This window comes from Streptomyces sp. NPDC041135 (assembly GCF_055592085.1).
Map to the genome: position 1 here is coordinate 93483 of NZ_JBVIYZ010000003.1, position 12845 is coordinate 106327.

The 12845-nt window shown below is 73.1% G+C and carries 9 protein-coding genes; 7 read left to right on the forward strand and 2 right to left on the reverse strand.

What is annotated here, in order from left to right; all coding sequences use genetic code 11:
• Nucleotides 1-62: 62 nt before the first annotated feature.
• From ACZ6CZ_RS08740 to ACZ6CZ_RS08750, 3 genes are all read left to right on the forward strand, one after another.
• Nucleotides 63-686: a TetR/AcrR family transcriptional regulator gene (locus ACZ6CZ_RS08740; protein ID WP_469016773.1), complete on the forward strand. Its 624-nt coding sequence runs from the start codon at nucleotides 63-65 to the stop codon at nucleotides 684-686.
• A gap of 81 nt (nucleotides 687-767) precedes the next feature.
• Nucleotides 768-1469: a ribonuclease HII gene (locus tag ACZ6CZ_RS08745; RefSeq protein WP_469016776.1), complete on the forward strand. Its 702-nt coding sequence runs from the start codon at nucleotides 768-770 to the stop codon at nucleotides 1467-1469.
• A gap of 67 nt (nucleotides 1470-1536) precedes the next feature.
• Nucleotides 1537-2169 carry a hypothetical protein gene (locus ACZ6CZ_RS08750; RefSeq protein ID WP_469016778.1) on the forward strand — a complete coding sequence of 211 codons (633 nt, stop codon included), beginning with the start codon at nucleotides 1537-1539 and terminating at the stop codon, nucleotides 2167-2169.
• A 601-nt stretch (nucleotides 2170-2770) separates the two neighbouring features.
• On the opposite strand, the gene ACZ6CZ_RS08755 is transcribed toward ACZ6CZ_RS08750, so the two are convergent.
• Nucleotides 2771-3391, reverse strand: coding sequence for a hypothetical protein (locus ACZ6CZ_RS08755; RefSeq protein WP_469016780.1), 621 nt, complete (start codon nucleotides 3389-3391; stop codon nucleotides 2771-2773).
• Between the two features lie 312 nt (nucleotides 3392-3703).
• A complete protein-coding gene (locus ACZ6CZ_RS08760) occupies nucleotides 3704-5869 on the reverse strand; it encodes a RecQ family ATP-dependent DNA helicase (protein WP_469016782.1) in 2166 nt (721 codons plus the stop codon).
• Nucleotides 5870-6000: 131 nt separating this feature from the next.
• Between ACZ6CZ_RS08760 and ACZ6CZ_RS08765 the strand changes: the two genes are divergently transcribed.
• From ACZ6CZ_RS08765 to ACZ6CZ_RS08780, 4 genes are all read left to right on the forward strand, one after another.
• The gene (locus ACZ6CZ_RS08765; RefSeq protein WP_469016785.1) at nucleotides 6001-7809 is read left to right on the forward strand and encodes a DUF4192 domain-containing protein; all 1809 of its coding nucleotides are present in this window, start codon (nucleotides 6001-6003) and stop codon (nucleotides 7807-7809) included.
• Nucleotides 7810-8169: 360 nt separating this feature from the next.
• Nucleotides 8170-8928 carry an NUDIX hydrolase gene (locus ACZ6CZ_RS08770; RefSeq protein WP_469016788.1) on the forward strand — a complete coding sequence of 253 codons (759 nt, stop codon included), beginning with the start codon at nucleotides 8170-8172 and terminating at the stop codon, nucleotides 8926-8928.
• Nucleotides 8929-9011: 83 nt separating this feature from the next.
• Nucleotides 9012-11405: an ABC transporter ATP-binding protein gene (locus tag ACZ6CZ_RS08775; protein ID WP_469016791.1), complete on the forward strand. Its 2394-nt coding sequence runs from the start codon at nucleotides 9012-9014 to the stop codon at nucleotides 11403-11405.
• A gap of 162 nt (nucleotides 11406-11567) precedes the next feature.
• Nucleotides 11568-12455 (forward strand): FadR/GntR family transcriptional regulator, encoded by an 888-nt coding sequence (locus ACZ6CZ_RS08780; RefSeq protein WP_469016792.1) that lies wholly within the window; start codon nucleotides 11568-11570, stop codon nucleotides 12453-12455.
• Nucleotides 12456-12845 lie beyond the last annotated feature (390 nt).

Genomic DNA, 12845 nt, shown 5'->3' on the forward strand with positions numbered 1-12845 from the left:
CGGCGCGCGCTGCGACCGCTATGAGGAATCCCCACCTCCCCTGCTCGCTGGAGACTTTGCGAATGATGACCTCACACCGCACGGCCGCCCCCGCTCCGGCGGCCACCCCCCGCCGACGTGGTGCGGTGCTCGAACGCGCGATCCTGGACGCGGCGCTGGAGCAGCTCAGCACGGTCGGCTGGAAGGGCCTCACGATGGAGGGCGTGGCCGCCGGCGCCCAGACCGGCAAGGCCGCCGTCTACCGCCGCTGGCCGTCCAAGGAGGACCTCGTGGCCGACGCGCTGCAGGCCGGCCTGCCGACGATGGCCCAGGCGCCCGACCTCGGAAGCGTCCGCGAGGAACTGCTGATGCTGTGCCGCCAGGCGCGGCAGGCCATGTTCTCGCGCCCTGGCGTCGCCCTGCGCGCGGTGATTCACGAATGCGATCCCACGCAGGCCGAGCGCTTCCACAACGTGATCTTCGACGGAGTTGTCGAGCCGACCATAAGGCTGCTGCGCGAGGTCATCACGCGAGCCATCGAGCGAGGTGAGGCACGTCCCGAAGCGGTCAACGGCTACGTCCTCGACGCCATCCCGGCGATGATGATGTACCGATCGAAGATGTGCACCAGCGAATGGAACGACAGGGATCTCGACGAGATGATCGACCAGTTCATGCTTCCGCTGCTGCGTCCCGGCGGTGCCTGACGAGGCGCGCACAGGATCGTGCCGCCGGCCGGGGAACCGGGGTGTCGCCCGGCCTTCCCGGCGGCGTACGCTAAGGGCGCCATGCCGTACGAACCACCTACTCACACCGTCGAGCGCTCCTTGCGCGCCACGACCGGGGCCAGGGTCATAGCCGGTGTCGACGAGGTGGGGCGCGGCGCCTGGGCCGGCCCCGTCACCGTCTGCGCCGCGATCACCGGTCTGCGCCGACCGCCCCAGGGCCTGACGGACTCCAAGCTGCTGACCCTGAAGCGGCGTACTGAACTGGCCGAGATCCTGCACACGTGGGTGACGGCCTTCGCCCTGGGGCATGCTTCCCCCGAGGAGATCGACGACCTGGGGATGACGGCCGCGCTGCGGCTCGCCGCATCCCGTGCCCTGGAGTCGCTGCCCGTTCGACCCGAGGCCGTCATCCTCGACGGGAAACACGACTATCTCGGCGCCCCCTGGAAGGTGCGCACGGTGATCAAGGGTGATCAGTCGTGCGTGGCCGTCGCGGCGGCGTCGGTGATCGCGAAGGTTCAGCGCGACAAAATGATGGCCGAACTGGGTGCCGACCATGCAGACTTCGGATTTGCGGACAACGCCGGGTATCCGTCGCCCGTGCACAAGGCCGCACTGGCGGAGCGGGGGCCCACCCCGTACCACCGCTTGTCGTGGGCGTATCTTGATGCGCTGCCCCGGTGGCGGCACCTCAAGAAGGCCCGCGGCTGGGCGGACGGAAGCGTTCCGGAGATCGAGGGTCAGCTCGGCTTCGACTTCTGACGGTTCCGCTCGCACTGACGTGCCACCCGGTCACGCGAGTCGCACCAACGTTTGATAAATATCGCTCATGCCTCTCATTCCCGAGGAGCCTCAGATTCACGAGAGTGCCCAGGGTCCCCGCGTCACTCCGGCCAGTGGCCGCACCGCGCCGACCCCCCGCCCCGTACCCGGCCCCCGTCCCGCGGCTCCGTCGCGTCCCGGTCGCCCCGGCCCCCCGCGGCCGACGGCGCCGGTGCAGCGCACGCCCCGTGACGTGGCCCCGGCCAAGCCCGGCCCATCGGGTCAGGCCACTGCCGCCGCTCCGGCGACGGCTCCCCAGATCCAGCTGATCCCGGCCTCGGCCGAGGGTGCGCTCGACGCCGCCGAGGAAGCAGTCGACCTGCTCCTGGACGCCGGTCGCGCTCCCGGTGACGTGCTGGTGATCACCACCGGACCTCAGCACCCGTGGGCCGAGCACGAGTTGTCGTTCGGTGACGCCTCCTACTGGGCGCAGCACGACGCGGGTGACGACGTGTTCTACGCGGACGCCTCCGTGGCCGCCCGTGCCGCGTCCCGCCCCGTGGTCGTCGTCGCCGTCAACGGCGGCGCGGCCTCCGTCGCGGGGACCGCGCTCCCGCTGGCCCTCTCGCGGGCCGGCGCCCTGCTGATCGTCTGCGGTGACCCGCAGCAGATCAACTCGGTGCTGGGCGCGGGCGTCTGAGCCACCTCCGGCGCCCTCGCGGGCGGCGGAGGTGACCGAGACAACCGTGGGCGCGAGTCGGGTGCACAGCGCGCCCTTCGGCGTGCCCTGACGACCGACGGTGGCCGTTCCCGACGGCGGGGCGGCCGCTCGCCGGACGGAGGGAGCCCGGGGCACAGGGAAGTTCGCGGCGCACGGGCTCGCGAGATCCCGCCGTGACGCGACGTACGCGCGGAGACAGGGGCCCCGGGCCGTTCACCGCACCGCTCCCTGCGGATCGATCCGGTCGCCCGACAGGCGCCCGCCGCCGGGCGGTCGGTGCCGAGCAGCGGGCGTGCGCATGCGCCCCGGAAACCCTGCCCCGGCGTGACGCGTCCCCAGGCGCGGTACGTCGTCACGCACACGGGTACGAGGCGTCCACCAGCGGCACGTTCAGGACGGCGAGCGGTGAACCCGGGCGGGGGAGGCCCCCGTTCCGGCGGTGCTGGGCTGTACCGGCCTTCCGTGGCGTTCGACCCTCCGCCACCCCTGCCCGCGTCACCGCGTGGCGCGTCCGGCGCGGACGGCTCGCGCGGCGAGGCTTCCCGTACGCGGTACCCGCGTCACCCCGGCCGGCCGGTGTTCAGCGGGCCGCCGCGCGGCGCAGGACGTCCGACACCGGGCCGCCGGTGCGGGGTATCAGGGGTGGAACCTCCGAGGTGGCGAAAGGCTCCGGCGCCGAGTCGGCGCTGGGGCGGCGCCCACCGCGGCCTTCGCCGAGCACCTGCCAGCCGTCACGGGTCAGCGTGATGTACGCACCGCAGCGCAACCCGTGCAGGGTGCAGGCATCGCGGAGCCCCCACATCCAGGCGCCGTCCTCCTCCGTCCAACGCGCCTCGCCCTCACGGCAGTAGAGCAGCACGGCGGTGCGCACGGGCGTGCGGCGGCGCAGATCGTGCGGGATGACCCGGCGCAGCTGTGCCAGCAGCGCGTTGCGGAACATCCACCCGTCGGCCGGTGCCGGCCGGCGGGTGAACGAAGCGCTGGCCCGCAGCCGGTCGTCCGGATCGAGGACGGCGACGACAGCGGTCGCCGGCCGCGGCCGATGCCGGGCGTGCAGCCCGCTGACGACCTCACGCGGGTTGCGCAGCAGCGGAATTCCGGCGGCGGCCCACTCTGCGGGCTCGAGCAGACGGCTGGCGGACGCGGTGGACACGGAGGTCGACAGCGATGCCGCCGACGACGGAGCGAATCCGAAGGTCACGTTCCTCCCTTCGGCTACGCGCCCACACTGCGGGCGGGGTCGGATTCGGGGGGCGCGCACCGCAGCAGAAGCCCAACCGGATCACGGACGAGGCGTGCGGGGAGCGGACCTCAATTCTTCCTGCCGAACTTGGATGCGGCAACGAGCAATTGGGGCCACCGGCTGTTATCTGTGGGTGCGTGGCTTATATCCCTACCCACAGGCCGGCCTCCTGACCCCTGGAAGGCTCGCGGACGTCCTCCGTACCGCCCTTGGCGGCGACGGGGCGGCCGGCAGCGGTGTTCAGTGTCCGGCGGCCATCGGCGGCGGCGCTCAGCCCTGGACGGCGAGCACCAGCGGCAGCACCGCGCCCGCGCCGGCCCTGCGGAGCATGCGCGCGGCGACCGCGAGCGTCCAGCCGGTCTCGGTGTAGTCGTCCACGAGCAGCACCGGACCCGCGGCCTCGCCGAGCGTGGCGGTCAGCGCGGCCGGTACGGTCAGGGCGCCGTCGAGGGCCTTGAGGCGCTGGGCACTGTTGCTGCGGGACACGCGTGGCGCGTCCCCCGCGTACTCCACGGAGCCCAGCAGGGGCAGCCGGCCCACCTCGGCGATCCGCGCGCCGAGCGAGTGGATCAGCTGCGGCCGCGTTCGCGACGCCACGGTGACCACGCCGACCGGACGGGACTGCCCGCCCTCACCACCGGAAGCCCACCCACCGGGTCCCTTCGCCCAGTCGGCCAGTACGCCCACCACCGCCCGCGCCACGTCGTCCGGCACGGGCCCGTCCGGTGCCTGGGGAGCGAGCAGGGGCCGCAGCCGGTTGCCCCACCCGATGTCCGACAAACGCCCCAGCGCCCGTCCGGCGGAGGCCTGTTCACCGGCCGCGATGCGCCCCTTGAGGTCGATGCCGATCGCCGGGAGTCCGGTCGGCCACATGCGACGCGGCTCCACCTCCACGCCCGCGCGGCCCAGGTCGGTCCGCGCCGCGTCCACGGCCGCGGTGGTGGTGTCGGCGGTGAAGCGCGGCCCCGCACAGGTGTCGCAGCGGCCGCAGGGCTTGGCGCCCTCGTCGTCCAGCTGGCGCTGCAGGAACTCCATCCGGCACTCGGTGGTGGCCGCGTACTCACGCATCGCCTGCTGCTCGGCCTTCCGCTGTCGGGCCACCCAGGCGTACCGCTCGGTGTCGTACTCCCAGGGCTGCCCCGTGGCGATCCAGCCCCCCTTGACGCGCTTGACCGCCCCGTCCACGTCGAGGACCTTCAGCATGGTCTCCAGCCGTGAACGGCGAAGCTCCACCAGCGGTTCCAGCGCGGGCAGGGAGAGGGGGCCCTCCGCCCGGGCCAGGACGTCCAGCGTGCGGCGCACCAGTTCCTCGGAGGGGAAGGCGAGCGAGGCGAAGTACTCCCAGATCGCCTCGTCCTCCTTGCCCGGGAGCAGGAGCACCTCGGCGTGGTCGACGCCGCGGCCGGCCCGGCCGACCTGCTGGTAGTAGGCGATGGGGGACGAGGGCGACCCGAGGTGGACGACGAATCCCAGATCCGGCTTGTCGAAGCCCATGCCGAGCGCGGAGGTGGCGATGAGCGCCTTGACCCGGTTGCCCAGCAGGTCGTCCTCGGCCTGCTGCCGGTCGGCGTTCTCGGTCTTGCCCGTGTACGACGCCACGGTGTGCCCGCGCTGCCGCAGGAAGGCGGTGACCTCCTCGGCGGCGGCCACGGTGAGCGTGTAGACGATCCCGGAGCCCGGCAGGTCGTCGAGGTGCTCGGCGAGCCAGGCCATGCGGTGCGCGGCGTCCGGCAGCCGCAGCACGTTCAGACTCAGGCTCTCCCGGTCCAGTGGGCCGCGCAGCACCAGGGCGTCCGACGCGCCACCGGTGCCGAGCTGCTCCGCGACGTCCGCGGTGACGCGTGCGTTGGCCGTGGCGGTGGTGGCCAGCACGGGTACGCCCGGCGGCAGGTCCGCGAGCATGGTGCGCAGCCGCCGGTAGTCGGGCCGGAAGTCGTGCCCCCAGTCGGAGATGCAGTGGGCCTCGTCGACGACCAGCAGACCGGTGGCCGCGGCCAGCTTGGGCAGCACCTGGTCGCGGAAGTCGGGGTTGTTGAGACGTTCGGGACTGACGAGCAGGACGTCGACCTCACCCGCCGCGATCTCGGCCTGGATGGTGTCCCAGTCCTCCGTGTTCGAGGAGTTGATCGTCCGGGCGCTGATGCCGGCGCGGGCCGCGGCGTCCACCTGGTTTCGCATGAGCGCGAGGAGTGGGGAGACGATGACGGTCGGACCGCTGCCCGCTGCCCGCAGCAGCGAGGTGGCGACGAAGTACACGGCGGACTTGCCCCAGCCCGTGCGCTGCACGACCAGGGCCCGGCGCCGGTCGGCGACCAGGGCCTCGATCGCCCGCCACTGGTCCTCGCGCAGCCGGGCGGTGCCCGAGGCGTCACCGACGAGACGGGCCAGGACGGCGTCGGCCTGGGTCCGCAGATCCGCGTTGTTCGTGTGCTCCATGCCTCCCATACAACAGGACGGCGCTGACAATCGTGCGGGGCTGTGGACACGCGGAGTGCCCTTGTCGTGTCCCTGATTCGACTTATCCACAGGTCCAAGCGGAATTTTGCGATCCGCGAGATCGTCGGCGCATGACGAATCACAGCGAAACCACCGGACCCTTCGAAAACAGGGACATCGAGGGCATCAAGTCACCGGGAGGGCAGATCGGGCCCGACGCCCAGGTCACCCTGCGAACCCCCGCGGAACTGGCCGACGCCCTGCCCTACCTGCTGGGATACCGGCCGGAGGACAGCATCGTCCTGGTCGGACTCCACGACCGGGACGGCCGAGGACGGTTCGGCGGGCGGGCCAGGCTCGGTATCCCGGCCAATGCGGACGACTGGGAGGCCGCGGCCCGGCAGCTGGCACAGGGCCTGGTCGCGGGCGGTGAACGCAGGGGCACCCGGCCCGAGCGGATGGTCGCCTACGTCTGCCAGGAACCGGAGGCCGGCGAGACCGGCCGGGACGTCATGCGCCGGCTGCGGCCGCTCGCCCAGCTGCTGCGCACCCAGTGCGGCCAGCTCGACGTGCCGGTGATCGAGGCACTCTGCATCTCCGACGGGCGTTACTGGTCCTACTGCTGCCCGACCGACGGCTGCTGCCCCGCCGACGGGTCGCCGATGGGCCTGCCCGGCACGTCCGTGCTGGCCGCCGCCGCGACCTACGCCGGGATCCAGGTGCGCGGGACACTGCGTGAGCTGCGGACGAGGCTGCTGCCGTGGGAGACCGGTGCCGCCCTGGAGCAGGAGGTCGCCCTGGACACGGCCGGCATGAACCTGGTGCCCCGGATCCTGGACGACGCGAGCCGAGCTGGCGTCGCCGCGGAGACCCTCGACCTCGCCGAGCGGGTCATGCGCCGGTTCGCCGCCGCCCCGCCCCTGACCGGCGCCCTCCGCGCGGACCTGCGCGACGACGAACTGCTCGCACATGAGGAGGCGGCCACGCTGATCCTCGGCCTGCAGGACCGTACGACCCGGGACCGTGCGGCCGCCTGGATGGAGGGCGAGGAAGCCGGTCCCGCTCTGCGGCTGTGGCGCGCCCTGGCCCGTCGCTGCGTGGGCCCGTACGGCGAGCATGCCGCCGCACCGCTCACACTGGCCGGCTGGGTGGCCTGGTCGATCGACGACGAACTGGAGGCCCGGGAGGCCCTGGCGATGGCCCTGGCCGCCGACCCCGACTACCTCTTCGCCCGCCTGTTGCATCAAGCGTGCAACGAGGGCCTTGACCCGGAGGCGATTCGCCGCTGCCTCCGCGCGGAGCGACCGGGACCCGCGCAGGCGCGGACGGCGGAGCGGGAACCGGCACCGGACGGGGGCACGGCACCGGACAGGACAACGGCACGGGATGGAGAAGGGGCTCCGGGACAGGGACGCGGAGAAGGGGCTCCGGGTGGAGAAGCGGATCCCGCTGCGGAAGCGGTGCGGGAAGGTGGGGCGGCCACCGTCCGGGTAGCGGTAGCGGACGGGGAAGCGGCGCTCACCGCGGAAGCGGTACCGGAAGAAGGGACAGGACTCGCTGCGCAAGCGGCACCGCACGGGCAAGCGGCCGCGGCCCGGGAAACCGCATCGGTGGAGGAGACGGCCTCAGTGGCCGGAGAAGTGGCTGGTGCGCCCGCAGAGTCCGAGCGGGAACACAACCCCGGCTGGCGCGCTCGTCGGCGCCGCCACCCCCGACCGGGGCACGGACAGCCGGGAAACCCCCGGCCGGCGCGCGCGGACCGCAGTCGGCGACCGGCCGATTCCCGCCCGCGTCCATCGGCGTCCGGCCGTACCCGCCCCGGAGTCCCGGGACCGGGCGGCTCCCGTCCGCGGACGGCGGATGCGGCCGACCCCCGAAGCGGCGGTGCCTCCGCCGAGGACACGGCCTCCGGCCGGGTCGCCGGCGAGGACGAGACGTGAGCGCCGACGGCCGGGGGAACGGCAGCGGCCTTGCCCGCACGCGGGAACCAGGACGCCGCCCACTCCCCACGACCCGTCCGTGCCCCGCCGGCCCCCAGGCGTGCCGGTCACGACGACCGCGACCAGGCCTCGGAACCCCGGCGCCGGCACCGTCGGGCCCTCATTCGGTCGGCTTCAACGAGGGGATGCGTGACCAGGAGGCCGCGGACGGCCTCCAGCTGGGACTGTGACCTGGCCGGACGTGACCGGCGGGACGGAGGGGAGCCGACCGCCGGACCGCGGTCCGGGTGCAGTGGATCAGCTGTCGCTGCGACCGGTGAGGGGAGTGTTTATCGTCAGGCAGACGACTATGATCGCCGCATGCCCTACGACCCGTCAGCCTTCCCGCCCTTCGCCGTCACCGTGGACCTGGTCGTGCTGACCGTGCGCCGCCACGCCCTGTGCGCGCTGGCGGTGCGCAGGGGCGAGCCGCCGTTCCAGGGACGCTGGGCGCTGCCGGGTGGCTTCGTACGGGCCGACGAGGATCTGACACAGGCCGCGGCGCGCGAGCTGGCCGAGGAGACGGGGCTGTGTGCTCATGACCCCTCGGCTCCGGCCCAGGACAACGGCGCCCACCTCGAACAGCTCGCCACCTACGGCGACCCCGAGCGCGATCCGCGCATGCGCGTGGTCAGCGTCGCCCATCTCGCTCTGGCTCCCGATCTGCCGGCACCCCGCGCGGGCGGCGACGCCAGCAACGCGCGCTGGGCTCCCGTCGAGGAACTGCTCCAACAGGGTGGCGCGGGCGCCGACGGAGAGCCCGTGGCGCCGCTCGCCTTCGACCATGCCCGGATCCTCGCCGACGGGGTGGAGCGGGCCCGTTCCAAGATCGAGTACTCCTCCCTGGCCACCGCCTTCTGTCCGGCCGAGTTCACCGTCGGCGAGCTGCGCCGGGTCTACGAGGCGGTGTGGGGCGTGGCACTCGACCCGCGCAACTTCCACCGGAAGGTGACCGGAACGCCCGGTTTCCTCGTTCCCACGGGCGGTACGACGACCCGCCAGGGCGGGCGGCCGGCCCAGCTCTTCCGGGCCGGGGGCGCCACGTTGCTCAACCCGCCGATGCTGCGCCCGGAGGTGTGACGCCGACGACGCAGAAGGGCGCCACAAAGGTACAGTTCGGGTGATACCAGAAAAATAGGACATCGCACGCTATCTTGCTGCAGGTGATCGAGGCCTTCGGACTGACCAGCAATCCCCGCAAGGCGCACCCGCCCGCCGTCGACGACGTCTCCTTCGCAGCGCGCGCGGGTCATGTCACCGCGCTCCTGGCAGCGGCGGGCGCGGGCAAGACAACGGTGCTCAGGCTGATGCTCGAACTCCAACCGGGGCGGGGCATCACCTACTTCAGAGGGCGGCCCCTGCACCGCGTCGCCCACCCGGCACGCGAGGTCGGCGTGCTCCTCGGGGACGTGCCCGGACATCCGGCGCGCACGGTCCGCGGGCATCTGCGCATGCTGTGCGCCGCGGCGGGAGTCCCGGCCAGGCGTGCCGACGAAGTCCTCGAAGTGGTCGGCCTGGTCAGCCTGCGCGAGGAACGGCTCGGGACGCTCTCCCGCGGCATGGACCGCCGCCTCGGACTGGCCTGCGCCCTGCTGCCCGACCCGCACACGCTCGTCCTGGACGAACCCACCGACGGGCTCTCCGTCTCCGAAAGCCGTTGGCTGCACGGGGTGCTGCGGGCGCACGCGGCGCAGGGCGGCACGGTGCTGTTCACCACGGCCGACCCGAAGGAGGCCGCCCGGACCGCCGACCGGGTCGTCAGCCTGGACCACGGCCGGCTCGTCGCGGATCAGGAGGCCGCGGAGTTCGCGCGTACCCGGCTGCGCCCGCGGGTGGCCGTCCGCAGCCCGCACGCGGCCCGCCTCGCCGCGCTGCTCACGAAGGAGGCCCGCGCCGACCGCCGCTCCGTGGAAGTCGTCCAGGAGGGCGGCAACCGCCTGTCGGTGTACGGCAGTACGACCGCCGACATCGGCGAGACCGCGTTCCGGCACGGCGTCCTCATCCACCAACTCGCCGACGAGGTAGGCGATATGAGGGCAGACGCGGACGGCGCCCCGGTGGACGGTCAGCGGCAGGCCGGCGAGCCGGCACTGGTCGGCCGGCAGCGGATCGCCGCCGGCTCCCAGACTACGGAGGCGGTACGGGCCGGCGGCGTGGCGCTGATCGGTGATCAGCAGGCCGGTGCCGAGGCGGAACGCATCGCGGTCGAGTCCCTCGCCGGGGACCGACTTCCCCGGGCGGCGGCCGACACCGACCAGGCGGACCCGGCCCCTGCCGGCGGCGTACGACCGGCACCCGGGCGACCGCGTTCCGGAAAGTCGTCCGAGTCGCTGCCGACACGGGACGCCGATGCCGCGGCCGACACGGACCCGGCCCAGGCCGACCCGCAAGCCCTGTTCCAACACGCCGCCGACGCCGCCGACGCCGCCGACGACCTCGACGACCTCGACGACACGAGCGTCGCGCGGAGCGCGAAGGCCCCGGCGTCCGACGACGTCGCGGACGGCGTCGCGGACCTGACCACGCCCGCGGAATCCCAGACCTCCGCGGGCGAGCGCACCCTCGAGGGGGCCCGAGCCCCCGAGACCTGCCCGGCCGCATCGGGCACCGGCGCGTCCTCGTTCCCTCCCGGCGCGTCGCGAAAGACTTCCGCCCCCGCCGTGGCGACCACACCGCCCGGCGCCTCCGCGGGCAACGGCACGCCCCGGCCCGCGCCGTCCCCCCGCGCCGACGTAACCACCCTCGGAGCCGCTTCCCCCCTCCCGCCCCCCATCTCCGTACGCATCGCGCGCAGCCCCCTGCGCCCCCTGCGCTACGAAGTCAGGCGCGCCGCCGGCATCAGCACCGGCTTCCTGACCTGCGGGGCCGTACTGGCGCTGTCCGCGATCACCGCCGTACTGCTGGCCCGCCACGGACACACGCCACCGGCGCGGCTGTTCGCCGCCTGGCCGCGGGAGCTACCGCTGCCGCCGGCGGCACTGGCGGCGGGACTGCTCGGCGCGCTGGCGTTCGGGGACGAGTTCCGCCACCCCGCCCTGGCCGCGGACCGCGGCACCGTGCCCCGCCGGCTGGCGCTGCTCGCCGCGAAACTCGTCGTCTCCGGCGCCACCGCAGCGCTGCTCGCCTTCCTCACCCTGGGCTGCGACGCCGAAGCGCTCTACCTCGTCTACGGACGGGAACTCACGCACGTTCCCGCCGACTGGCTGCCGGCCGTCGCGAGCTGGTTCGGTCTGACGGTCGGGTGCGCATGGGCCGGCGTACTGGCGGCGGGTGTGTTCCGGTCGACCACGGGCGGGCTCGCCGCGGTGCTCGCCGTCCCCGTGGTCCTCGTCCCCCTCGCGGAGAAGGCACTGCGAGGTCAAGCGGTGCGGGCCGCAGCCGGGTTCCCGTTGCGCATGCGACAGCTGTTCCTGCTCCAGTGGCCCTTCGGAGGAGAGCGCTACCTGGTCGGCCTGGCCCGCGTCGTGGCCCAACCCGTGGGAGGGGCACTGGCGTTGACGCTGGCCGCGCTGTTGTGCGCGTACGTGTTCACGATCTTGCGGGCCAGGGTCCGATGACGACCGTCCGTGCGATTCCGATCCCTCTGTGCGCACAACTCCCCGGGGAACGCCCATTTCTTTCCGATAAGGCGTCAATTGCGGCGCGGTGAGCGATCACCCTTTCGTGTGCTTTTCACCAAAGACCTCAAGGGAGTTGGAGACGGCGCCGACAAAGGATCCGTGAGTACCCTTGCGCACACCATGATGACCGCCGCCCGCTCCTCAGACTCTGGTCTGGTCGGACCGGGCGAACTCGACCGCTACCCCTTCGCGGAGGCCCCGATGGTCGACCGTGTCGGAGCGCCCGCCTGGGAGACGGCGGACCCGGAGCTGGGCCGTGTCGGCCGGCGGACCGCCGGCAGCCGTGGCCGCGGACTGCACGGCCAGCTCGTCCAGCAGCTGGGTCAGATGATTGTCTCGGGTGACCTGGGGGCGGACCGTCCGCTGGTGCCCGAGGAGATCGGCCAGCGTTTCGAGGTCTCCCGCACCGTCGTCCGTGAGTCGCTCCGGGTCCTGGAGGCCAAGGGCCTGGTCAGCGCCCGTCCGAACGTCGGCACGCGCGTGCGTCCGGTGAGCGACTGGAACCTCCTCGACCCGGACATCATCGAATGGCGGGCCTTCGGGCCGCAGCGCGACGACCAGCGCCGGGAGCTGAGCGAGCTGCGCTGGACCATCGAGCCGCTCGCCGCCCGCCTCGCCGCCGGGCACGGGCGCGAGGATGTGCAGCAGCGCCTCTCCGACATGGTCGAGATCATGAGCCACGCCCTGGCCCAGGGGGACGCGCTCACCTTCTCGCGTGCCGACTCCGAGTTCCACGCCATGCTCATCCAGATGGCGGGCAACCGTATGCTCGAACACCTCTCCGGCATCGTGTCTGCCGCCCTTCAGGTCTCCGGGGGCCCGGTCACGGGCTGCGACCGCCCGAGTGAGGCCTCCGTGGCGCAGCACGCGCGCATCGTCGACGCCCTCGGCACCGGTGACGGGACGGCGGCCGAGTCGGCCATGCGCCACCTGCTCACCATCCACCCCGAGGTCGAGCGCGTGGTTCCCGCGCCGCGCGAGCACTGAGTCGCGCCGAGGACCGTGCGATCGGCACGTGTCGCGTCCGCGTGGCGGTGCCGGACCCGGCAACCGGCTTTCGTCGGGCGTCGTCGGACCCTGCCGGACCAGTGAGGTCCGGCGGGGTCCGACGGTGCGACAGGGCCAGGCCGCCCGGGGGTCTCTGATCAGGGTTGAGGTGATGTGTTCTGTCCGATCTGTTTGTGTTTGACATTTTTTGACCGCTTACGGGGTGTGACTCGGGCCACGCAGATTGGGCGTAACGCTCGCGGGGGCAGCGCGATGACCTAAGAGGTGACAGCCGCGGAAGGAATACGGACGCCCCAGAAGGCGCTGTGCATCTTCCCGGCCCCCGCCCGCGCCGTCGGCCCATCCCCAAGGCCGGTGGTCGGTTCCTGT